This window comes from Georgenia satyanarayanai (assembly GCF_009193135.1).
Lineage (GTDB): Bacteria > Actinomycetota > Actinomycetes > Actinomycetales > Actinomycetaceae > Oceanitalea > Oceanitalea satyanarayanai.
Genome location: NZ_VUKC01000005.1, coordinates 135,210 through 157,670, shown reverse-complemented (window position 1 = coordinate 157,670; position 22,461 = coordinate 135,210). Strand labels below are relative to the sequence as shown.

General features: G+C 73.2%; 20 protein-coding genes and 2 tRNA genes. 11 read left to right on the top strand and 11 right to left on the bottom strand.

Annotated elements, in window-relative coordinates; all coding sequences use genetic code 11:
• Positions 1–195: 195 nt before the first annotated feature.
• The 5 genes from GD632_RS08345 to murA form a co-directional block, all read right to left on the bottom strand.
• Positions 196–801, bottom strand: a complete 606-nt coding sequence (locus GD632_RS08345; RefSeq protein ID WP_110853818.1) for a response regulator transcription factor — start codon at positions 799–801, stop codon at positions 196–198.
• The gene (locus GD632_RS08340) at positions 798–2,039 is read right to left on the bottom strand and encodes a sensor histidine kinase (RefSeq protein WP_152190865.1); all 1,242 of its coding nucleotides are present in this window, start codon (positions 2,037–2,039) and stop codon (positions 798–800) included. The genes GD632_RS08345 and GD632_RS08340 overlap by 4 nt, the downstream gene beginning before the upstream one ends.
• A 34-nt stretch (positions 2,040–2,073) precedes the next feature.
• Entirely contained in the window at positions 2,074–2,898 is an 825-nt protein-coding gene (locus GD632_RS08335) for an ABC transporter permease (protein WP_152190863.1), read from the bottom strand.
• A 38-nt stretch (positions 2,899–2,936) separates the two neighbouring features.
• Positions 2,937–3,917, bottom strand: a complete 981-nt coding sequence (locus GD632_RS08330) for an ABC transporter ATP-binding protein (RefSeq protein WP_152190861.1) — start codon at positions 3,915–3,917, stop codon at positions 2,937–2,939.
• 112 nt (positions 3,918–4,029) lie between these two features.
• On the bottom strand, positions 4,030–5,349 hold the full coding sequence (murA, locus tag GD632_RS08325; protein ID WP_152190859.1) for a UDP-N-acetylglucosamine 1-carboxyvinyltransferase: 1,320 nt from the start codon (positions 5,347–5,349) through the stop codon (positions 4,030–4,032).
• 277 nt (positions 5,350–5,626) lie between these two features.
• On the opposite strand from murA, the gene GD632_RS08320 reads away from it, so the two are divergent.
• Genes GD632_RS08320 through GD632_RS08300 form a run of 5 tightly spaced genes read left to right on the top strand, consistent with a single transcriptional unit; the run spans position 5,627 to position 10,862 of the window.
• Positions 5,627–6,952, top strand: coding sequence for a sugar ABC transporter substrate-binding protein (locus GD632_RS08320; RefSeq protein WP_152190857.1), 1,326 nt, complete (start codon positions 5,627–5,629; stop codon positions 6,950–6,952).
• Positions 6,953–7,011: 59 nt separating this feature from the next.
• The gene (locus tag GD632_RS08315; RefSeq protein WP_226924754.1) at positions 7,012–7,941 is read left to right on the top strand and encodes a carbohydrate ABC transporter permease; all 930 of its coding nucleotides are present in this window, start codon (positions 7,012–7,014) and stop codon (positions 7,939–7,941) included.
• Positions 7,938–8,786 (top strand): carbohydrate ABC transporter permease, encoded by an 849-nt coding sequence (locus GD632_RS08310; RefSeq protein WP_152190854.1) that lies wholly within the window; start codon positions 7,938–7,940, stop codon positions 8,784–8,786. Before GD632_RS08315 ends, GD632_RS08310 begins: the two co-directional genes overlap by 4 nt.
• 42 nt (positions 8,787–8,828) lie before the next feature.
• Complete coding sequence (locus GD632_RS08305; protein ID WP_152190852.1) at positions 8,829–9,788, top strand: glycoside hydrolase family protein; 960 nt, start codon at positions 8,829–8,831, stop codon at positions 9,786–9,788.
• A gap of 36 nt (positions 9,789–9,824) precedes the next feature.
• On the top strand, positions 9,825–10,862 hold the full coding sequence (locus GD632_RS08300; RefSeq protein ID WP_152190850.1) for a LacI family DNA-binding transcriptional regulator: 1,038 nt from the start codon (positions 9,825–9,827) through the stop codon (positions 10,860–10,862).
• 131 nt (positions 10,863–10,993) lie between these two features.
• On the opposite strand, the gene leuD is transcribed toward GD632_RS08300, so the two are convergent.
• The gene (gene leuD, locus GD632_RS08295) at positions 10,994–11,668 is read right to left on the bottom strand and encodes a 3-isopropylmalate dehydratase small subunit (protein WP_152190848.1); all 675 of its coding nucleotides are present in this window, start codon (positions 11,666–11,668) and stop codon (positions 10,994–10,996) included.
• Between the two features lie 13 nt (positions 11,669–11,681).
• Complete coding sequence (gene leuC / locus GD632_RS08290; RefSeq protein WP_152190846.1) at positions 11,682–13,109, bottom strand: 3-isopropylmalate dehydratase large subunit; 1,428 nt, start codon at positions 13,107–13,109, stop codon at positions 11,682–11,684.
• Between the two features lie 110 nt (positions 13,110–13,219).
• On the opposite strand from leuC, the gene GD632_RS08285 reads away from it, so the two are divergent.
• On the top strand, positions 13,220–13,951 hold the full coding sequence (locus tag GD632_RS08285; protein WP_110853829.1) for an IclR family transcriptional regulator: 732 nt from the start codon (positions 13,220–13,222) through the stop codon (positions 13,949–13,951).
• Positions 13,952–14,106: 155 nt separating this feature from the next.
• On the opposite strand, the gene GD632_RS08280 is transcribed toward GD632_RS08285, so the two are convergent.
• On the bottom strand, positions 14,107–14,466 hold the full coding sequence (locus GD632_RS08280; RefSeq protein WP_152190844.1) for a DUF4180 domain-containing protein: 360 nt from the start codon (positions 14,464–14,466) through the stop codon (positions 14,107–14,109).
• 84 nt (positions 14,467–14,550) lie between these two features.
• On the opposite strand from GD632_RS08280, the gene GD632_RS08275 reads away from it, so the two are divergent.
• Both GD632_RS08275 and GD632_RS08270 read left to right on the top strand, forming a co-directional pair.
• A complete protein-coding gene (locus GD632_RS08275; RefSeq protein ID WP_152190842.1) occupies positions 14,551–14,943 on the top strand; it encodes a DUF3151 domain-containing protein in 393 nt (130 codons plus the stop codon).
• Positions 14,944–15,143: 200 nt separating this feature from the next.
• Positions 15,144–17,453 (top strand): multicopper oxidase family protein, encoded by a 2,310-nt coding sequence (locus tag GD632_RS08270; protein ID WP_226924753.1) that lies wholly within the window; start codon positions 15,144–15,146, stop codon positions 17,451–17,453.
• Between the two features lie 259 nt (positions 17,454–17,712).
• On the opposite strand, the gene GD632_RS08265 is transcribed toward GD632_RS08270, so the two are convergent.
• Positions 17,713–17,785: transfer RNA gene (locus GD632_RS08265), tRNA-Glu, on the bottom strand.
• Positions 17,786–17,840: 55 nt separating this feature from the next.
• A tRNA-Gln gene (locus GD632_RS08260) sits at positions 17,841–17,912 on the bottom strand.
• A 260-nt stretch (positions 17,913–18,172) separates the two neighbouring features.
• Here GD632_RS08260 and GD632_RS08255 point away from each other — a divergent pair.
• Entirely contained in the window at positions 18,173–18,385 is a 213-nt protein-coding gene (locus tag GD632_RS08255) for a helix-hairpin-helix domain-containing protein (RefSeq protein ID WP_152190840.1), read from the top strand.
• A 64-nt stretch (positions 18,386–18,449) separates the two neighbouring features.
• On the opposite strand, the gene GD632_RS08250 is transcribed toward GD632_RS08255, so the two are convergent.
• A complete protein-coding gene (locus GD632_RS08250; RefSeq protein WP_152190838.1) occupies positions 18,450–20,033 on the bottom strand; it encodes an HNH endonuclease signature motif containing protein in 1,584 nt (527 codons plus the stop codon).
• Positions 20,034–20,418: 385 nt separating this feature from the next.
• Here GD632_RS08250 and GD632_RS08245 point away from each other — a divergent pair, with 385 nt between their 5' ends.
• Both GD632_RS08245 and GD632_RS08240 read left to right on the top strand, forming a co-directional pair.
• A complete protein-coding gene (locus tag GD632_RS08245) occupies positions 20,419–21,486 on the top strand; it encodes a LacI family DNA-binding transcriptional regulator (protein ID WP_226924752.1) in 1,068 nt (355 codons plus the stop codon).
• Complete coding sequence (locus tag GD632_RS08240; RefSeq protein WP_226924751.1) at positions 21,483–22,457, top strand: carbohydrate ABC transporter permease; 975 nt, start codon at positions 21,483–21,485, stop codon at positions 22,455–22,457. The genes GD632_RS08245 and GD632_RS08240 overlap by 4 nt, the downstream gene beginning before the upstream one ends.
• The last annotated feature ends 4 nt before the right edge of the window (positions 22,458–22,461 follow it).

Genomic DNA, 22,461 nt, shown 5'->3' with positions numbered 1-22,461 from the left:
CGGCCCGCTCCCGACGGCGAGGACCACCACCCGCCCCGCCCGCCCCGCCCCGCACCGCCCCGCCCCGCCCCGAAAGGTCGCAGCTGGTGGGCTGAGCGGCGCCTCGGGCGCCGATGACGTCAGTCAACCCACCACGTGCGACGTTCTGGGGCGGCGTCGGCGGGCGGCGTTGGGGGCGGCGCGTTGCTGGCCGGCTCAGATCCAGCCGTGCCGCCGGGCCACCTGGACCGCCTCGTGGCGGTTGGCGGCGCCGAGCTTCATCGCGGCGGCGGAGAGGTAGTTGCGGACCGTCCCGGGGCTCAGGTGGGCACGCTGGGCGATCTCCTCCACGGGCGTGCCGTCGGCGGCGAGCTCGAGGACGTCGGCCTCGCGCGGGGTGAGCGGGGAGTCGCCCGCGCTGATCGCCTCGGCGGCGAGCTCGGGGTCGACGTAGCGCCCACCGGCCTGGACCTGGCGCACGACGTCGGCGAGCACCCGCCCCGACACCGTCTTGGGCAGGAAGGCCGAGACGCCGGCCTCCAGCGCCCGCTTGAGGTAGCCGGGCCGGCCGTGGCTCGTGACGATGACGGAGCGGCAGCCGGGCACCTCCGCCGCGAGCTGCTGGGCGACGGCGATCCCGTCGAGCCCCGGCATCTGCAGGTCGAGGACGGCGACGTCGGGACGGTGGTGGCGGCCCGCGGCGACCGCCTCCGGCCCGGACGCCGCCTGCGCGACGACCTCGATGTCCTCCTCGAGCCCGAGCAGGCCGGCGAGGGCGTCGCGGATGAGGTTCTCGTCGTCGGCCAGGAGGATGCGGATCATGGTGCCACCATCGTCGCACCGGAGCCGGCGCCGTCGCGGTCGAGCGGGACCCGTGCCCGCAGGGTGAAGGTGTCGCCGGCCGCCTCGGTCGTCACCGTCCCACCGAGGTCGGCGAGACGCTCGGAGAGCCCCACGAGACCGGAGCCGGTCGACGGCGGCCCGCTCACGCCGTCGTTGACGATCGTCAGCTGGGCCAACCGGTCGTCGCCGTCGTCCAGGACCGCGACGTCGATGGTGCAGGTCGCGGCCGAGGAGTGGCGCACGACGTTCGTCGCCCCCTCCCGCACGACCCACGCCAGGGCCGACTGGACCTGGGGTGGCAGGTCGGCGTCCTCACCGATGATGCGGGTGCGCACACCGGCCGAGCGGAGCACGGAGCGGGCACCGGCGACCTCCGTGGCGAGGTCGGCCTGCCGGTAGCCGGCGACGACGGCGCGCACCTCGCGCAGCGAGTCGTTGGCGAGCTCGCGCACCTCGAGCATCTGCTCGGCGGCCCGCTCCCCCTGGCCGCGGCGGCTCAGCTCCGCGCCGAGCTCGCTCTTGAGCGCGATGGCGGACAGCGCCCGGCCGAGGACGTCGTGCAGGTCCCGGGAGAAGCGCAGTCGCTCCTCGGCGACGGCGAGGCGGGCGTGGAGCTGGCGGGTGCGCTCCTGCTCCCACACCACCCCGAGCATCCACACCGAGATCCGGAAGCTGGGGGTGAGCGCGACCAGGACGATCGCGAAGACACCGGCGATCGCCACGACGTTCGGCCGGTCGAGCGTGGGCCCGTTGGCGAGCGCCGCCGCCACGCTGGCGACGAGGGCGAGCGGCAGGAGCACCGGGGAGGTGAGCACCGGCGTCACCGCGAACAGGCAGGCGGCGAGCGCGACGAGCACCGCGGCTCCCCGGCCGCTCCAGGCCGAGTCCCCGGCCGGGGGCAGCCCGAGCACGGCGGCGACGACGGCCGCGGCCGTGACGACGAGCAGGAGTGCCACCGGTCCGCGGCGCACCGGCGCGCTGTCCCGGAAGGCGGTGATCCCCTGGCGGATGACGACGATCGCCACGCCGGTCTCCACGACGACCAGACCGGCGTAGGCGGTGAACGCGGCGGCCCGCTCCTCGTCGAGCTCGGTCACACCGATGACCGAGGCCGCGAGGAGCGGGACGAAGGCGAGCAGGAGGTAGAGCGTCCAGCGGGTGTACGTCTCGAAGCGTTCCGGGCCGGTCCGCCGGCGCCACGAGTCGACTAGTCGCATGGGCGCATCCTCTCAGCAGCGGGGGGCGGGACGGTCAGCGGCGCGGCTCCCACCGCATCCAGCGACGGGCGGCCAGGGCGCCGAGGATGATCCACAGGGCCAGGGCCGCGAGCGGCTGGGTGACGTCGGCGAACGCGCCCGAGGCGGCCGTCCCGTCCAGCGCCACGGCGCCGAGGCCGTGCTGGACGAGCGCGACGACCGGGTACATCGGCGTCCACTGCGCGACGGTCGCGAGGGCGTCGGGCATGACGTCGACCGGGATCGCGAGCCCGGACAGCGCCGTGGCGACCATGAGAATCGGCAGCGTCGTCAGCTGCGCCGTCTCCACCGTGCGGGTGAGCCCGGCGGAGGCCACCGCGAGGAGGACGAAGAGCACGATCCCGCCGACGACGGCGGCCGCGACCCACAGCGGGTTCTGCAGGGTCGGCGCCTCCAGCCACACGGCCATCGCGACGACGCCGAGGACGAGCTGGGCGAGGAGGACGAGGACCGCGGGGGCCGCGGTCGCGGTGACGATCTCCGCTCGGGAGACGTCCCCGGTGAGCAGCCGCTTGAGGACGAGCTCCTCGCGGCGGGCGACGATCGTCGTCGTGAGGTTGTAGTAGACGACGACGACGAGCGCCAGCGCCACGAGCGCCGTGAGGAGCATGCCGGCGACGCCGGCGCCCCCGCCGTCGGGCGTCAGCCCGAGGGTGGTGAAGAAGAGCACGGTGAGCGGGGCGAGGGCGACGGCGTTGAAGAGCGTGGTGCGGTTGCGGACGAGGAGGAGCAGCTCGGCGCGCACGAGCGAGGCGACGCGGGGGACGCGTCCGGCGCGGGGTGCCGAGGCGGTGGCGGGCTGCAGGACGGTGGTGGTCATGGTGGGGTTCCCTTCGGGGCGGGTCTGACGGGAGCGGCTCAGGCGGTGGCGGGCTCGGGGACCGACGGCGCCGCGGCGTCGTCGTCCTCCCCGGCCACCGCGAGGAAGGCTCGCTCGAGGGAGGCGTGGCTGGCCTCGAGGTTGGTGAGCGCCTCGCCGGCGGCGTTGGCGCGCTCGAGGAGCGCGGTGAGCGTGACCTGGAGGTCGCGCGACTCGACCTCGACGAGGCCGGTGCGGGTGCGCCCGGCGGTGAGGAGCGCGGGCAGGGCGTGCAGGGCGCGCGGGTCGGCGAGGTCGCCGGCCGTCGTGCGGTAGCGGATGCGCGCCGGCTCCCCGGCGACGATCTCGGCGACCGTGCCCTCGCGGACGACCCGGCCCGCGTGCATGATCGCGAGCCGGTCGGCGAGCTCCTCGGCCTCCTCGAGGTAGTGCGTCGTGAGGACGACGGTCGTGCCCGCCTCGAGGAGCCGGCGCACGAGCTCCCACGCGTCGCGGCGCGACTGCGGGTCCAGGCCGGTGGTCGGCTCGTCGAGGAAGAGCACCTCGGGCCGGCCCATGATCGCCAGGGCGAGGTCGAGGCGGCGGCGCTCACCGCCGGACAGCGACTTCACCTGGACCGAGGCGCGGTGGGCGAGGCCGACGAGCTCGAGGGCGGCGGCGACGGGCATCGGGGCACCGAGGGTGCCGTGCCACATGCGGGCGGTCTCGGCGGTGGTGAGGTCGGCGGGGAAGCCTGCCTCCTGGAGCATGATGCCGGTGCGCGGGCGCACGAGGTGACGCTCGCGGTAGGGGTCGCGGCCGAGGACGCGGACGGTGCCGGCCGTGGCCGGGGCGATCCCCTCGACGACCTCGAGCAGCGAGGTCTTGCCCGCGCCGTTGGTGCCGAGGAGGGCGAAGAGCTCCCCGCGGCGGACGGTGAGGTCCACGCCGCGCACCGCGGTGAAGGCGCTCTTCCCGGAGCCGTAGCGGCGCTGGACGCCGGTGACGGAGATGACGGAGCTGGTGTCGGTGGTGGTCATGCCCCCACCCTCCACCCCGTTCCGCGCGTGCAGCGGTGCACGGTGTCACCGGCTCGGGTGGGACGCGCACGGCCGGCCCATGACACGTGTCACGGGCCGGCCGTGGACCTGCTCAGTCGAGCTGCTGGACGTCCGCGCCCAGGGCGTTGAGCTTGCCCATGAAGTCCTCGTAGCCGCGGTAGATGATGTCGATGCCGCTCACCCGCGAGGTGCCCTCCGCGGCGAGCGCCGCGATGAGGTGGGAGAAGCCGCCGCGGAGGTCGGGGAGCTCGATGTCGGCGGCGCGCAGCGGCGTCGGGCCGGAGACGACGGCGGAGTGGTAGAAGTTGCGGTGCCCGAAGCGGCACGGCGAGCCGCCGAGGCACTCGCGGTACACCTGGATCTGGGCGCCCATGCCGCGCAGCGCGTCGGTGAAGCCGAAGCGGTTCTCGTAGACCGTCTCGTGGACGATCGACAGCCCGGTGGCCTGGGTGAGCGCGACGACGAGCGGCTGCTGCCAGTCGGTCATGAAGCCGGGGTGGACGTCGGTCTCCAGGACGATCGGCTTGAGGTCACCGCCGGGGTGCCAGAAGCGGATGCCGTCGTCGGTGACCTCGAAGTCGCCGCCGACCTTCCGGAAGGTGTTGAGGAAGGCCATCATCCCGTGCTGGTCCGCGCCGCGGACCATGATGTCGCCGCCGGTGGCCAGGGCCGCGCAGGCCCACGATCCGGCCTCGATGCGGTCGGTGAGCGCGGTGTAGGTCGCGCCGCCGAGCCGGTCGACGCCCTCGATGCGGATGACACGGTCGGTGTCGACGGAGATGATCGCGCCCATGCGCTGGAGGAAGGCGATGAGCGCCATGATCTCCGGCTCGGTGGCGGCGTTGCTCAGCTCGGTCTTGCCCTTGGCGCGCACGGCGGTGAGCAGGAGCTGCTCGGTGGCGCCGACACTCGGGTAGGGCAGGGCGATCTTCGCGCCGGTCAGCCCGCGCGGGGCGGTGATGTGGATGCCCTGGGGGCGCTTGTCGACGACGGCGCCGAACTCGCGCAGGATCGACAGGTGGTAGTCGATCGGCCGGTCGCCGATGCGGCAGCCACCGAGGTCGGGGATGAAGGCCTCGCCGAGGCGGTGGAGCAGCGGCCCGCAGAAGAGGATCGGGATGCGGCTGGAGCCGGCGTGGGCGTCGATGTCCGCGACGTGCGCGGTCTCGACGTCGCTGGAGTCGAGGCGGATGACGCCGGCCGCGACGTCGTAGTCCACCGTGACCCCGTGCAGGCGCAGCAGTCCGGAGACGACCTCGACGTCCTTGATCTGCGGGACGTTGCGCAGCTCGGAGGGGTCCTCGCCGAGCAGCGCCGCGACCATGGCCTTGGAGACGAAGTTCTTCGCGCCCCGGACGCTGATCTCGCCCTTCAGCGGCGTCCCGCCGTTCACCTGCAGTACTGCGCTCATACCCACCTCATCGCCGACGTCGGACCCGCGCGGCCCGGACGGTCCAGCATAGGCCGCCGATGTGAGGGAGCGATGGGAGGACGTGAAGGGTCGGTGAAGGTGCCCAACCTCACGCGGGCGGCCCGGCCCGGCCGGCGGCTCCGCAGGCCGGACGCACCGCCGCCTTGACAGCCGTGGTGGCCGGTGCCACGCTTCTGCCGAATCGATTCGGCACCGCCTGGACGGCACCCGTGCCGGGTCGAGACCCCCATCAGACACAGGCGTCGGGAGCGCAGAGATGAACAATCGACGGACACCCATCGGGATCGCCCTGGCGGCGGCACTGACACTGACGGCATGCGGCGGCAACGACAACGGCGCCTCGTCCGGCAACGGCGACGGCGAGGGCGGCGGTGAGGTCACCGTCTGGGCACACCAGGGCCAGGAGTCGGAGGTCGACGCCCTCCAGGCCGCCGTCGACGGCTTCAACTCCTCCCAGGAGGAGTACACGGCCTCCCTCCAGCTCGTCCCCGAGGCCGACTACACGAGCACGGTGACGACGACCTCGGGGGACTCGCTGCCCGACGTCCTGGAGTACGACGGCCCGATGATGGCCTCGCTCGTCTACGCCGGGAAGCTCGCCCCCGTCGGTGACCTCGTCGCGGCCGACACGCTGGACAACCAGACCGACTCCGCCCTCGCGCAGAACACCTACCCGAGCGACGGCGAGGTCTACGGCATCTCCCAGTTCGACGCCTCCCTCGGCATCTACGCCAGCGCCGCGAAGCTCGAGGCCGCGGGCGTCGAGTACCCGCAGGGCCTGGAGGACGCCTGGACGGTCGAGGAGTTCGAGGCCGCGCTCGAGGCGCTCGCCGCGGAGGACGAGGACGGCCAGGTCCTCGACATCAAGGAGAACTACGGCGCCGAGTGGCCCACGTACGGCTTCCTGCCGGTCGCCTGGTCCACCGGGCAGAACATCGTCGAGGACAACACCGCCGACGGGAACCTCAACAGCCCCGAGGTCGTCGCCGCCGTCGAGCGCTTCGCCGGCTGGCGCGAGTACATCGACCCGAACACCGACGACGCCGCGTTCGTCGACGGCCGCGTCGCGATGAGCTGGGTGGGCCACTGGATGTACAACCCCTACGCCGAGGCGCTGGGCGAGGACCTCGTCGTCCTGCCGCTGCCCGACTTCGGCGCCGGCCCCAAGAGCGGCCAGGGCTCCTGGGCGTGGGGCGTCAACCCGGAGAGCGAGAACGCCGAGGGCGCCGCGGCCTTCCTCGACTTCCTCGCCTCCGACGAGCAGGTCGCGGCCATGACGGAGGCCAACGCCGCTCCCCCGGCCACGACCACGGTCCTCGAGTCCAGCGAGCTCTACGGCGCCGACGGCCCGCTCGCGATCTTCGCCGAGTCGCTGCAGGCCACCTGCGGTGACGCCGTGCCGAGCGCGGACTGCGTCGCGGTCCCCCGCCCGATCACACCGGCCTACCCGGTCATCAGCCAGCAGTTCTCCGAGGCGTTCTTCGGCGCTTACGAGGGCGGCAACGCCCAGGAGCTGCTCGACACCGCCGCCCGCACCATCGACCTGGACTTCCAGGACAACGACGGCTACGGCCTGAGCTGACCCCGTGCTGGGGGCGGGAGCACGCGCTCCCGCCCCCAGCACCGTCGCGAGGAGGAACGATGACCACAGCGGTGACCCGCCGGGCACGCGCCCGGCGCCCGGAGACCGTGGCGGGCTGGGCGATGATCGCGCCCGCCGCCGTCGGGCTGCTCCTGTTCGTCCTGCTGCCCTTCCTGCTGGCGGGCTGGCTGTCCACGCAGAACGTGCGCCTGGACACGCCGCAGCCGCCGTCGTGGTTCGGGCTCGAGCACTACCGGCGCATCCTCCTCGACCCGGACTTCCGGGGTGAGTTCCTCACCGGGCTGCGCAACAACCTCATCTTCGCGGCCGTCGTCGTGCCGGTGCAGACGTCGCTGGCGCTGGCGCTGGCCGTCCTGCTCAACCGGCCGCTGCGCGGCATGCCCGTCTTCCGCACCTTCTTCTTCATGCCGGTCGTCTTCCCCATGGCGCTCGTCGCCGTCGTGTGGAAGGTCATCTACACCCGCGGGGAGCTCGGGCTGCTCAACTCGGTGCTCGACACCGTCTCCTTCGGGCTCATCCCCTCCCAGGACTGGCTGGGCAACCCGAGCACCGCGCTCGCCGCGATCATCCTCATGTCGATCTGGCAGGGCGTGGGACTGCAGATGGTCATCCTCCTCGCCGGGCTGCAGGGCATCCCGGGCGAGCTCTACGAGGCAGCGTCCCTCGACAAGGCCGGCCCGTGGCAGCGCTTGCGCCACGTCACGCTGCCGGGCCTGCGCAACACCCTGATCTTCGTCGCGATGGTGACGACGATCCTGTCCTTCCGCGTCTTCGACCAGGTCTACATCATGACCGGCGGCGGTCCGCAGGACGCGACGACGACGGTCATGTACCAGGCCGTGACAACCGCCTTCACCGCGAACAACGTCGGGCGCGCGTCGGCCATCACCGTCCTGTTCTTCCTCATCGTCCTGACCATCACCCTGATCCAGCGCCGCGTGCTGCGCGAGGAGCGTGAGATCGCATGAGCACCACCACCCGGTCCCGGCCCGCGCGCACAGCGGGCAGCTACCTCCTCCTCACGGTCCTCGCGCTCGTCTTCGTCGCGCCGATCGCCTACCTCGTCATCGGCAGCTTCAAGCCGTCCTCGGAGGTCATCGACGGCGTGGGCGGCTTCGTGCCCCGCGACCTGTCGCTGGACAACTACACCGGGATGCTCGGGCGCTTCTCCAGCCCGGCCACCGGGTACTTCTCCGACTTCTTCCTCACCTCGCTGCTCGTGACGACCGGCGTCGTCGTCCTCGGCCTGCTCGTCAACTCGATGGCCGCCTACTCCCTCGCGCGGCTGCGCTGGGGCGGGCGCGACGCCGTCATGCTCGGCGTCGTCGCCCTGACGATCCTGCCCTTCGAGGCGATCGCGGTGCCGCTGTTCTACGCGCTGAACGACCACCGCAACACGTACTACATCCAGATCCTGCCGTTCGTCGCGAGCGCCTTCTCGATCTACCTCTTCTACTCCTTCTTCATCGGCCTGCCCAAGGAGATCGAGGAGGCCGCGCGCCTGGACGGCGCCGGCGTGTGGCGCACCTACCTGCGCATCGTCGTGCCGATGTCCAAGCCGGTCTTCGCGACCGTCGCGATCCTGTCCTTCCTCACGACGTGGGGCTCCTTCCTGTGGCCGGTCATGATGGTCGACCAGCCCCAGAAGCGGCCGCTGCCGCTGGCGATCGCGGTGTTCCAGGGCCAGCCCCCGTATGACTGGGGCCAGATCTTCGCCTTCGGCGTCCTCATGGTGCTGCCCGTCCTCGTCGTCTTCCTCCTCTTCCAGCGCTGGTTCGTCCAGAGCCTGGCCTCCTCGGGCCTCAAGGGCTGACGCCCGCCCCGCCCGAGCTCCCCACCGAGAGAAAGCAGCCGCATGCCGCTCGCCCTGCCCGACCGCTGGGTCTGGGACTTCTGGTTCGCCCACGACGGGGACGACGTCCACGTCTTCTACCTCCAGGCACCGAGGTCGCTCGGCGACCCCGACCTGCGTCACCACAGCGCGACGGTCGGTCACGCCGTCAGCCGCGACCTGCGCAGCTGGCAGGTGCTGCCCGACGCGCTCGGACCCGGCGAGAGCGAGGACTTCGACTCCCTCGCGACGTGGACGGGCAGCGTCATGCGCCACGACGGCGTGTGGCACATGTTCTACACGGGCGTCTCGACGGCGGAGGGCGGCGCGGTCCAGCGGGTGGGCCTGGCCACCTCCCCCGACCTCCTCACGTGGACCAAGCAGGGCATGGTGCTGGAGGCCGACCCCCGCTGGTACGAGCGGCTGCACGACGGCGTCCGCGAGGAGGCGTGGCGTGACCCCTGGGTCTGGCACGAGCCGACGACGGGCCGCTTCCACATGTACCTCACCGCGCGGGCCGACCACGGCCCGCTCGACGGGCGCGGCGTCATCGGGCACGCCGTGTCCGACGACCTGCGCACGTGGGAGGCCCTGGCGCCCGTCTCGGCGCCCGGCGACTTCTACCACCTCGAGGTGCCCCAGCTCCTCCACCTCGGCGGCGCCTGGCGGGTGGCGTTCTGCCTCACCGCCGGTGAGCACAGCGCCGTCCGCCAGGGCCGCCCGGGCTTCGTCGCCGAGGGAGGTACGCACGTCCTCACCGGCCCCGGCCCGCTCGGCCCGTTCCGTCTGGAGACAGAGCAGTTCCTCCTCGGGGACGCGACCGCCAGCCTCTACGCGGGGCGCTTCGTCGAGCACCGCGGCAGCTGGTCCCTCCTCGCCTGGGAGCACGTGGACGACGACGGCGGCTTCGGCGGCCGCATCAGCGACCCGATGCCGGTGTCCGTGGACGAGGACGGGACGATCCGGGTGACGCGACCGGCCTAGAGTGTGGGGGCGAGCAGCCGACGAGGGAGGTCCGGGGTGACGAGGAGGCCACGCATCCGCGACGTCGCCGAGCTCGCCGGGGTGGCGCCGTCGACGGTCTCCGTCGTCCTCAACGACACCGAGGGCGCCCGGGTGGCCGGCAGCACCCGTGACCGGGTCCGGGCGGCCGCCGCCGAGCTGGGCTACGTGCCGAACTCGCTCGCCCGGGGGTTGCGCACGCAGCGCTCGGGGACGCTCGCCTTCATCGGCGACGTCATCGCGACCACCCCGTACGCCGGGCAGCTCATCCAAGGCGCGCAGGACGCCGCCTGGGAGGCCGGCTACCTCCTCATGCTCGTCAACACCGGCGGGGACACGACGCTCGAGGAGCACGCCGTGCGGGCGCTGCGCCAGCAGCAGGTCGACGGCGCGCTCTACGCGACGATGTACCACCGCTCGGTCACGCTCCCGCGCGTGCTCGACGGGCTGCCCACGGTGCTCCTCGACTCGCGCCCCGCCGAGGGGGCGACGACCTTCGTCGTGCCCGACGAGCAGCAGGGTGCGGAGTCCGCCGTCGCGGAGCTCGTGCGGCACGGCCACCGGCGCATCGGCTTCATCCGCGACCTCCACGACGGTCCCGCCGTCGACCGCCGGCTGCGCGGGTACCAGGAGACCCTGGCCGCCCACGGCCTCGAGGTCGACCCGGGCCTCGTCGTCCGGGAGCGCTCGGACTCCGCGGGCGGTGACCGCGCTGCGGGCGTGCTGCTCGACTCCGAGCGGCCGCCGTCGGCGATCTTCGCCTTCAACGACCAGATGGCGATCGGGGCCTACCGGGCCGCCGCCTCACGCGGGGTGCGCATCCCGCAGGACCTGTCCGTCATCGGCTTCGACGACCTCTACGTCGTGTCCAGCGAGCTCACCCCGGGCCTGACGACGATGGCGCTGCCGCACCGGGAGATGGGCCGGCTCGCCGCGCGGGCCCTCATCGCCGAGCGCGACGGCGCCGAGCCCGCCGGCGAGCTCCTCGTCCCGTGCCCGGTCGTCCGCCGCGGCTCCGTCGGTCCCGTGCCGCCCACCGCTGCCGCGCCGCGCTGAGCTCCCCGGTTGCCCTCACCAGGACCCGTGCGAACCGGGGAGGTCGGAGGGGAACCGGGGAGGTCGGTGCCGGGACGGCGAGAGCCGGACCCCTCGCAAGGAGTCCGGCTCTCGCGTCGGCGAGCTGCGCGTCAGCGGAGGGGTGCCTGCTCGTGGGCGGGGACGCCGTCGTCGACGGGGCGGGCGGCGACGATCTCGACCGGCGGCAGGTGCTTGGCCGGCAGGGTCTGGGGCCGCCAGGCGGCGCGGGACTCCTCGAAGGCGGTGATGTCCTCCTCGTGCTGGAGGGTGAGGCCGATGTCATCCAGGCCCTCCATGAGGCGCCAACGGGTGTAGTCGTCGATCTCGAACTGCGCGACGACGGAGCCGCAGCTCACGGTGCGCGAGACGAGGTCGACGGTCACCTCGGTGCCCGGCGCGGTCTCGAGGACCTTCCAGATCTGCTCGATGTCCTCCTGGGCGAGGATGCCCGCGACGAGGCCCTGCTTGCCGGAGTTGCCGCGGAAGATGTCGGCGAAGCGGGAGGCGAGGACGGCCTTGAAGCCGTAGTCCTTGAGCGCCCACACGGCGTGCTCGCGGGAGGAGCCGGTGCCGAAGTCGGGCCCGGCGACGAGCACGGAGCCGCTGCGGTAGGCGTCCTGGTTGAGGACGAAGTCCGGGTCACCGCGCCACGCGGCGAACAGGGCGTCCTCGAAGCCCGTGCGGGTGACGCGCTTGAGGTAGACCGCCGGGATGATCTGGTCGGTGTCGACGTTGCTGCGGCGCAGCGGGACGCCGACGCCGGTGTGCTGGGTGAACTTCTCCATGGCGCTTCTCTTCTCAGGCGTTGACGAGCTCGCGGGCGGGCTCGAGGTCGGCGGGCGAGGACAGGGTCCCCCGGACGGCGGTCGCGGCGGCGACGAGCGGGGACACGAGGTGGGTCCGTCCGCCCTTGCCCTGGCGGCCCTCGAAGTTGCGGTTCGAGGTGGACGCGGCCCGCTCCCCCGGCTTGAGCTGGTCGGGGTTCATGCCCAGGCACATCGAGCAGCCGGCGTTGCGCCACTCGGCACCGAAGTCGAGGAAGACCTGGTCCAGGCCCTCGGCCTCGGCCTGGAGACGGACGCGGGCCGAGCCCGGCACGACGAGGACCCGGACGTCGTCGTGCTTCCTGCGGCCCTTGATGACGTCGACGACGGCGCGCAGGTCCTCGATGCGGCCGTTCGTGCACGAGCCGATGAAGACGGTGTCCACCGGGATGTCGCGCAGCGGGGTGCCCGGCTCCAGGCCCATGTACTCGAGGGCACGCTCGGCGGCGACGCGCTCGGACTCGTCGCCGATCTCGGCGGGGTTGGGCACGGTCGCCGACAGCGGCAGACCCTGGCCGGGGTTGGTGCCCCAGGTGACGAAGGGCTCGAGGTCGGAGGCGTCGAGGTGGACCTCGACGTCGAAGACGGCGTCGTCGTCGCTGCGCAGGGTCTTCCAGTACTCGACGGCGGCGTCCCAGTCGGCGCCCTCGGGAGCGTGCGGGCGGCCCTCGAGGTAGGCGAAGGTCGTCTCGTCCGGGGCGATCATGCCGGCGCGGGCGCCGGCCTCGATCGACATGTTGCAGATGGTCATCCGCGCCTCCATCGACAGGGAGCGGATGGCCTCGCCGCGATACTCCAGGACGTAGCCCTGGCCGCCCCCGGTGCCGATCTTCGCGATGATCGCGAGGATGATGTCCTTGGCGGTGCTGCCCTCGGGGAGCTGGCCGTCGACGTTGATCGCCATCGTCTTGAAGGGCTGCAGCGGGAGGGTCTGGGTGGCGAGGACGTGCTCGACCTCGCTCGTGCCGATGCCGAAGGCCAGCGCGCCGAAGGCGCCGTGGGTGCTCGTGTGGGAGTCGCCGCACACGACGGTGAGGCCCGGCATGGTGAGGCCGAGCTGGGGGCCGACGACGTGGACGATGCCCTGGTCGGCGTCGCCGAGGGAGTGGATGCGCACACCGAACTCCTCGGCGTTGCGGCGCAGCGTCTCGATCTGCGTGCGGCTGGTCCTGTCCGCGATCGGCAGGTCGATGTTGAGGGTGGGGGTGTTGTGGTCCTCGGTGGCGATCGTGAGGTCCGGGCGGCGCACCGGGCGTCCCGCGAGCCGCAGTCCCTCGAAGGCCTGCGGGCTCGTCACCTCGTGCACGAGGTGCAGGTCGATGTAGAGGAGGTCGGGGGCGCCGTCGCTTCCCTCGCGCACGATGTGCGCGTTCCAGACCTTCTCCGCCAGGGTGCCGCTCATGTTCTCCACCTCTCGGGCGCGGCGGTAGCCGCGACCCTTCTCCGTCCGTTCCCGGACCCTGTTCGGCCCGGGGGCTTGCATCTCAGTGAGTGAGATGCCAATATCGCCACATGGACAACTCTAGCGGAGTCGGCGTCCTTGACAAGGCCGCCACGGTTCTCGGCGCCCTCGAGGCAGGGCCCGCGACCCTCGCGCAGCTCGTCGCTGCCACCCACCTCGCCCGGCCCACCGCCCACCGGCTGGCCGTCGCACTGGAGCACCACCGGTTCGTCGCGCGCGACATGCAGGGCCGTTTCATCCTCGGTCCCCGCCTGAGCGAGCTCGCGTCCGCGGCCGGTGAGGACCGGCTGCTGGCGGCCGCCGGACCGGTGCTCACCGCGGTGCGCGACCACACCGGGGAGTCGGTGCAGCTCTACCGCCGCCAGGGCGACCAGCGCATCTGCGTGGCCGCCGCCGAGCGGCAGATGGGCCTGCGCGACTCGATCCCGGTCGGCGCGACCCTCACGATGTCCGCCGGCTCGGCGGCCCAGATCCTCCTCGCCTGGGAGGAGCCGGACCGCCTCCACCGCGGCCTCCAGGGCGCGACCTTCACCGCGACGATCCTCTCGGGCGTGCGCCGCCGCGGGTGGGCGCAGTCCGTCGGGGAGCGCGAGCCGGGCGTCGCCTCCGTCTCCGCGCCGGTGCGCGGGCCCTCGGGCCGGGTGCTCGCCGCCGTGTCGGTCTCCGGGCCGATGGAGCGCATGGGCCGCCAGCCGGGCCGCCTCCACGCCGGCGCCGTCGTCTCCGCCGCCAACCGCCTCACCGAGGTGCTGCGCCGCACCGAGGACACCCAGGAGGGCTGAGCCTCCTCCCCCGCCCACCCCTGCGCCCGCACGGTCCCCCGTGCGGGCGCGGCTGCGTTCGCACGGGGACGGGCACGACCGCTCCCCCGACGCCCTCGTCCACCCGCGGCCGTCGGCGACGGCGGCCGCCACCCCGGAGCGCGGGCGCGCGCGACTCAGCCGGTGAGGCGTGCGGTGAGCTCGGCGGCGTCGGCGAGGAACCACACGTGGTGGCCCCGGTTGGACTCGCGGACGAAGTCGCGCAGCGCCCCGCTCGTCTCGAGGTGGGCGCTGATGTCCCCGAGCACCGCCAGGCGCAGGTGGTAGCCGACGAGCTTCTGGGTGACCGCCCCTGCCAGGCCGGTGCGCAGGTCGAAGAACGCCGGGGCGAGCCGTTCGACCGGGACGGCGAGCACCTCGGCCCCCGTCCCCCACGTGTCCCCGACGACGTCCAGGGCGTCCTGCTCGGAGGCGATGGGCCGCCCCTCCACGGGCAGGTGGAGGACGACGGTGCTGCCCACGCTCTCGACGCTCATGCGCCGCAGGCTACGGCCGGCGGCCCGCGGGGCGAGGAGCTTTGGCCCCTGCGGCACCGGGCGAGCACCTGCGACACTGGCGGGATGCAGAAGAACCTCCTCGGCCCCGAGCCCACGTACCTGCCCGACGACCACCCCGACATGGCCGCCCGCGCCGCCGTCGAGCGCGGCGACGACCCGCGCGACGTCGCCGCCCGCCTGCCCGCGTCGAGCTACGCCTGGGCGGTGCTCGCCCGCGAGTCGATGAGCGAGGAGGACCCGGTCGCCGCCTACGCCTACGCGCGCACCGGCTACCACCGCGGACTGGACGCGCTGCGTCGCGCCGGCTGGAAGGGCCAGGGCCCGATCCCCGCGGACCACGTCCCCAACCAGGGCTTCCTCGGCGCTCTCGAGGCGCTCGGCGACGCCGCCGCCGCGATCGGTGAGGACGACGAGGCCGCTCGCTGCCGCGACTTCCTCGCGGACGCCACCGCCTGACCGCACCGCTCGAGGAGCCGGACCGCGCCGAGCGCGGTCCGGCTTTTCGCATCGATATGCCCGTTTTTGGGCAACAGGTTCACAAAACACGCTCGGTAGGCCATGATCGTCTGCGAGCACGCGCGCGGAACGGACCGCGCGGCGTGCCCGCGGTCCCTCCGCCGCACCCCTGTCCTCCACAGGTGAAAGGCCTCGCACCGATGCGTTCCTCCCTCCGCTCCGCGCTGACCCTGAGCGCTGCCCTCACGCTCGCCGCCCCCCTCGTCGCGGCCGTCCCGGCCCAGGCGCTCACGCCACCGGCGACCGTCGCGGCCGGCCCGGCGCCGACCGCGGCGGTCCGCACCGCCGCTCCGACGCCACCGGGCAACATCTTCCACCTCGCCGACAACGGCCTGCGGCGCACGACCCAGGTCCTCACCTACGGCCGCCCAGGGGACGAGGTGCTCGTCGGGGACTGGGACGGGGACGGCACCGATACCCTCGCCGTCCGCCGCGGGAGCACCGTCCACGTGTCCAACTCCCTGCGAGGGGGCCAGGCCGACACCGTCCTCACCTACGGCCGGCCCGGGGACGAGCTCCTGGTCGGTGACTGGGACGGGGACGGGACCGACACCCTCGCCGTGCGCCGCGGCAACGAGTACTTCATCGCGAACTCCCTGCGGTCCGGTGCCGCGGACACGGTGCTGCGCTTCGGCCGGGCCGACGACACCGTCGTCGTCGGCGACTGGGACGGGGACGGCACCGACACCCTCGCGGTGCGCCGCGGGTCGCACTACCTCGTCAACACGACGATGACGTCGGGGCCGGCGAGCGCCGTCGTCTGCTACGGGCGTGACCGCGACGACGTGTACGTCGGTGACTGGGACGGCTCCGGGGAGGACGCGCTCGCCGTGCGGCGCGGGGCCCGCTACCACCTCGCCCACCAGTTCCGGAACGGCCCGGCCGACCGCAGCGTCGCCTACGGACGGGCCGGTGACGTCACCCTCGTGGGCGACTGGGACGGCGACGGCACCGACTCGCTGGCCGTGCGGCGGACCTCCGGCGCACCGACGGGTCCCGTCGTGCCGGGCGAGCCGGACGGCCCCACCGACCCCACCGACCCCGAGCAGCCGGAGCCGACCTTCGACCAGGCGCTGGCCATCCCGCCCCTGGCCGACTCCGTCGTCGACGAGGACGGCACACGGGTCTTCCAGCTGACCGCGCAGGCCGGCACGACCTCCTTCCGGGAGGGCGTCGAGACCGAGACGTGGGGGTTCAACGGCGACTTCCTCGGCCCCACCCTGCGTGCGAAGCGCGGCGAGCAGGTGGCCGTCGAGGTCACCAACACGCTCGGGGAGTCCACGAGCGTCCACTGGCACGGGATGCACCTGCCGCCGGAGATGGACGGCGGGCCCCACCAGGAGGTCGAGGCCGGCGGCACGTGGCGGCCCACGTGGCTCATCGACCAGCCCGCCGCGACGCTCTGGTACCACCCCCACCCGCACGGACGTACCGAGAAGCACGTCTACCTCGGGATGTCGGGGATGTTCATCCTCGACGACGACGAGGCCGGCACCGTCGGCCTGCCCGACGAGTACGGCGTCGACGACATCCCCGTCATCGTCCAGGACAAGTCCTTCACCGCGGACGGCCAGCTCACCCTGGAGTCGACGGTCCCGAGCGGCGTCATGGGCGAGGCGTTCATGGTCAACGGGACAATCGGAGCGGTGCAGGAGGTGACGACCGAGCGCGTGCGGCTGCGGCTGCTCAACGGCTCGACGCTGCGCAGCTACAACTTCGGCTTCGACGACGACCGCTCCTTCCAGCTCGTCGCCTCCGACGGCGGCCTGCTGCGCGCGCCGCACGAGACGAACCGCATCCAGCTCACGCCGGGCGAGCGGGCCGAGATCGTCGTCGAGATGGAGCCGGGCTCCGAGACGATGCTGCGCTCCTACCCGCAGCAGCTCGGTGACATCGCCGACCCCGAGGGCTACGGTGCGCTGGACACCCTCGACATCCTGCGCCTGGAGGCGGCCGACGAGCTCGCGCCCTCCACCGTCGTCGCCGACGAGCTCTCCGGCGACGAACGTCTCGACGAGGCCGACGCCGCCACGACCCGCACCTTCGTCATGAAGGGGCTGGCGCTCAACGGTCAGCGGATGGACATGAACCGCATCGACGAGGTCGTCACCGTCGGGACGACGGAGGTGTGGGAGGTGCGCAACGAGGACCCGATGCCGCACAACTTCCACATCCACGACGTCCAGTTCGAGGTGCTCTCCGTCGACGGCGCTCCCCCGCCGCCCGAGCTGTCCGGGCGCAAGGACACGATCTACACCGAGCCGGGCCGCGAGTACCGCCTCATCATGCGCTTCGACCACTACGCCAACCCCGAGGTGCCGTACATGTACCACTGCCACCTCCTGCGCCACGAGGACTTCGGCCTCATGGGCCAGTTCGTCGTCGTCGAGCCGGGGACCGAGCCACCGACGGAGCTGCCCGGCGCGGGCCACGACCACGACCACCACTGAGCCGCGGGTCCCGGGCTCACCGGAAGGGTCCGGCCCCAGTGGGGCCGGACCCTTCCCTGTGCGGCGCCGTGTGACCGACGCAACACCTCTCGCCGGGCGGGACGGGCACCGCAGCACCACGCGACGCGACGGAGACGTCCACGAAGGGGCGGCCGACCGGGAAACGCCGAAAACGTGGCGCTCACCACACAGCGTCGTGCGCTCCGGTCCCGGACATGCGAAAGGCCCCCATCCACTCGGGATGGGGGCCTTTCCGATGTAGCCCCGACCGGATTCGAACCGGCGCCGCCGCCTTGAGAGGGCGGTGTCCTAGGCCGCTAGACGACGGGGCCTCTAGCATTTTCAACCTGGCTGAGTTTACCGGATCTCTCCGCCTCACTCAAACCGCTGGGGTACCAGGACTCGAACCTAGACTAACTGGACCAGAACCAGTCGTGCTGCCAATTACACCATACCCCATGGGGGTATTCCGCCCACTGCTGCGAACGTCCTACCGGGCGGTAACACTACCCTGCTCCGCGGGCGGGGATCAAAGCCGGGAGCGGTGGGCGTGGTCACACCCTCGCGCTCGCCCCGCGGCGGGTCCCGACCGTCCAGAGGTGGCCGTCCCGGCCGCGGACACCGAACGTGTGCGAGCCTGCGGCCTCACGTCATGGGGCGGGCGAGCCCGTTGGCGAGATGGGCTTCCGCCGGAGTCTCGCCACGGCCAGGATGGGGCCATGAGCACCCGGGACCTTCCCGACCAGGTGGGCGACCTGCCGCGGATCGGCCGGCCGGCCACCGCCGCCCTGCTCGAGCGAGGCGTGACCTCGCTCGAGCAGGTGGCCGCCATGTCGGAGCGCCAGCTCCTCGCGCTCCACGGCGTCGGGCCGCGCGCGGTCCGCCTGCTGCGCGAGGCGCTGGCCGAGCAGGAGCGTGACCTGACGGAGTAGGACCGGGGCGACGCCTGCCGGGACAGGTGGCCGGCGTGGGCACACCTGTCCCCTCGGCCTCCGGCTACGGGTCCGCGGTGATGAGCCAGCCGTGGCGGTCGCGGAACCACCACCGGCCCTCGGACCGGGTGATGGTGATCTCGTGGGCGTGGACCCAGTCGTGGTGGTGCCAGCACAGGAGCACGCCGTGCTCGACGTCGGTGCCGCCGAGGTGCTGGGCCCACCACAGCGAGTGGTGGATCTCCCCGAAGCCCGGGGGCTCGTCGCAGCCGGGGTACTGGCAGTGCCGGTCCCTCGCGATGACGGCCCGGGCCTGGTTGGCCGGGAAGATCCGCTTCTCCCGGCCGGCGTCGAGGATGGTGGAGACGGCCCCGAAGACCACCCGCGAGATCTGCGACTCGCAGGCGAGCCGGGCGAGGATCGCCGGTGGGATCGGCGTGCCGTCCTCGAGGGTGGGCGGCTCCAGGCCCCGGACCTGCTCGTGGTCGATCGCGGTCGAGATGACGTGATCGTCCCCGGACTCCCACTGCTCGAGCCAGCGGCGGGTCTCCTCGGAGGCGGTGAAGAGCGGAACCTCACCCTCCGGCACGGGCGCCTCGGGGTCGCGTGGGCCACCGGTGGCGGTGAGTGCGGCCTGGCTGGACGGACCGAAGGTGGCGCCCGGGGCGTAGGGGCGCCCGTCAGGGCCGACGCGCGGGATGGCCGAGCCCATGGCCGCGGCGAGAGCTCGCAGGGTCTCGATCGTGGTGGTGACGGTGAGGTGGGGCCGGATCCGTGCCGCGGCTCCCTGGATGCCGGCGTCGAGGGACTGGCTGGCGAGGGAGACGAGGGCGGCGGCGCGGCGCTGCGCGGGGGTGCGCTCGTCGCCCTTGCCCTTGCGGCCCGCATGCGCCTGCAGCGCGGTGCCGACGATCTGGCCGGACACCTCGTCCAGCCAGCCACGGAGGTGGAAGCCGTCGGTGGTCCGCGAGAGCGTGAGCTCCTCCTTGCTGCCGGCCTCGCGCCACGCACGGTCCGCCCCCTCGGGGTCGGCCGCGACGGTCCAGGCCCGGACGAGCTGGGTGAAGGTCCCGGCGTCCATCGCCGCGGCCTGCTCGACGAGGAAGGCCTCCCCCAGGTCCGCGTCGGAGAGCTGGGCCCGCAGCTCCGTGGTGCGGACGGTCTCGCGGGCGAGGACGGCGGCGTGGTCCGGTCCGATACGCCCCTCGGCGAGGGCGGCCCGGGTGAGCGGCAGGTGGTCGCGCAGCGCCCGCGCCTCCCGGACCTGGCGCGAGGCCGTGCCCGCGGTGGATCCGGTCCGCTGCCGCAGCCAGGCCGCGTAGGTGCGCGCGCCCTGCACCGCCCACAGGCCGTTGGCCTCGACGACGGTGAGCACCTGCGCGCGCACGGCGGCGAGGTGCCGCGCAGCCCGCTCGAGCTGGTCGAGGGCGTCGTGCGCGGCCTGGCCCGGAAGGTCGTGCCAGGTGACGGCGGTGAGGGACGCGAGGGTGTCGGTGACGCCTGCGAGGGCGGCAGCCGGGTCCGGCAGCGTGGCGGTGGCGGAGGCACCGCCACGGCCGGCCGAAGGGGCTGGGGCACCGGGCGACCGCTCCGTCGACACCGAGCCGCTCCACCGCGGCGGCGCCTCAGTCTGCGTCCCTGCGGCCATCGCGCTCACCTCCCCAGTGAGGACCTCGTCTGACTCCCACGCTACAAGCGACCACTGACATTGCCGCGGGGCCCGGAGCGGCGCCGCTCACCCGCCACGCGCGGCCAAGACGCCCCGGCCCGGCACCGCCCGTCAGCGCCTCGCGTGCCGTCATCGACCCCACCCCCAGCGATGTCCTGCACCTCCCACCGTAGGGCCGACCACTGACATCGCCCGGGCCCGTCGTGTTGACAGCCACACCCGCCCGATGCCAAGATCTCCGCCAACCCCGGAAACGATTCCAAACCCTGCACCGACCGCGTTGGAAACGTTTCCGCCCGGGCGCCCGGCACGACCCGGCACCCGAGCACCACCCCGCACCACTCAACGACGAAGGAGGGCGACAGTGACGTCACCACGTGCGACTCTCGTCCAGGTCGCCCGCCACGCCGGGGTCTCCCTCGCCTCCACCTCCCGTGCCCTGCACGGCACCGGCGCCAGCCCCGCGATGATCGAGCGCGTGCGCGCCGCCGCGCAGGAGCTCGGCTACCGCCCCCACGCGACGGGCCGGTCGCTGCGGATGCAGCGCACGTTCCAGGTCGCCTTCGCCGTCGCGGACATCGGCAACCCCGTCTACATCGAGATGCTCACCGCGATCCACGCGGTCCTCGCGCCCCACGGCTACCGGGTCGTCGTCATGTCCACCGGGGACACGGTCGCCTCCACCGTCGACCTCGTCCGCAGCCTCGAGGGCGGCTTCGTCGACGGCATGATCATCAGCCCGCTCCGCGTCGACGCCGCCTTCGTCACCGCCGTCGAGGAGGCCGCGGTGCCGGTCGTCGTCATCGGCCGCTCCCTCGCCGACCACGGCATCGACTCCGTCTCCACCGACTCGGCGGGCGGCATCGCGCAGGCGGTCGACCACCTCGTCGCGGTCGGCCGCCGCCGCATCGGCTTCCTCAACGGCCCGCTCGACACCACCCCCGGTGAGGCGCGCCAGCGCGGCTTCGACGCCGTCACCCGGGCCGCCGCGTTCACCGCCGAGAACGGCGGCACCGAGGTGGCCGCCGACTTCACCGTCACCGCCGGCCTCGCCGCCGCCCACCGCCTCCTCGACCGCGCCGACGACGACGGCACCCCGCTCGACGCCGTCGTCGCCGCCAACGACCTCCTCGCCATCGGCGCCATCCGGGCCGCCGGCGAGCGTGGACTCTCCGTCCCGGGCGACCTCGCCGTCACCGGCATGGACGACACCGACATCGGGCGCGTCTTCCAGCCCAGCCTCACGAGCGTCTCGCTCGGCTCCGGGCGACGCGGACGCATCGCCGCCGAGCTCGTGCTCGGCCTCGTCGACGACGGCGAGGAGCGGGGCCGGTACGTCACCGTCGGCCCCGAGCTCATCGTCCGCGAGTCGTCCGTGGCTCCCGCCCCAGCACACGCACCACGCCCCGCAGCACGCAAGGAGGACGCATGACGGCACCGATGCTCGCCGCAGGAGCGCGGCCGGACGCACCCGCGCCCCGGCCGAGCCGCGGCTCCCCCCGTCGCCGGAGCGGGCTCGAGCGGGCCCGGCGCCGCGAGGCGGCAGCGCTCGTCATCCCCTCGCTCATCCCCATCCTCGTCCTCAGCGTCGCGCCGCTCATCATCGGCGTCGCGCTCGCCTTCACCGACGCGCGCCTCGTGCGCAACCCCGAGTACGCATTCGTCGGCGCCGAGAACTTCGCCCGGCTGCTGGACAACTCCTTCTTCTGGGACTCCTTCCGCATCGGCATGGTGTGGGCCGTGTCGGTCACCCTCCTCCAGCTCCTGGCCGCCCTCGGCCTGGCGCTGCTCCTCAACTCCGGGCTGCGGATGCAGGGCCTCACCCGCGTCCTCGCGCTCATCCCGTGGGCGATGCCGCCGGTGGTCGTGGCGATCATGTGGCAGATGATCTACTCGCCCAACGCGGGCCCGCTCAACGCCGTCCTCGGCGGCGTCGGGCTGCCCGACGACATCAACTGGCTGGCCGACTTCTCCACCGCGCTGCCCGCCGTCATCGTCGTCGGCGTGTGGGTGGGCATGCCGCAGACCACCGTCACCCTGCTCGCCGGCCTCCAGCAGATCCCCGAGGAGCTCCACGAGGCCGCCTCGATGGACGGGGCCTCCGCGTGGCGCCGCTTCACCGCCGTCACCTGGCCGTCCCTGCGCCCGATCGTCACGTCGATCACCTCGCTGAACTTCATCTGGAACTTCAACTCGTTCTCGCTCGTCTACGTCCTCACCGAGGGCGGGCCGGGCGGCCGGACGATGCTGCCGATGCTCTTCACCTACCTCGAGGCCTTCAAGAACCGGAACATCGGCTACGCGGCCGCGATGGGCGTCGTCCTCGTCGCCGTCGTCGTCGTCCTCCTCGCCGTCTACCTGTGGTCGCAGTTCCGCGAGGACCGACCCGTAAAGAAGGGCTGAGCCG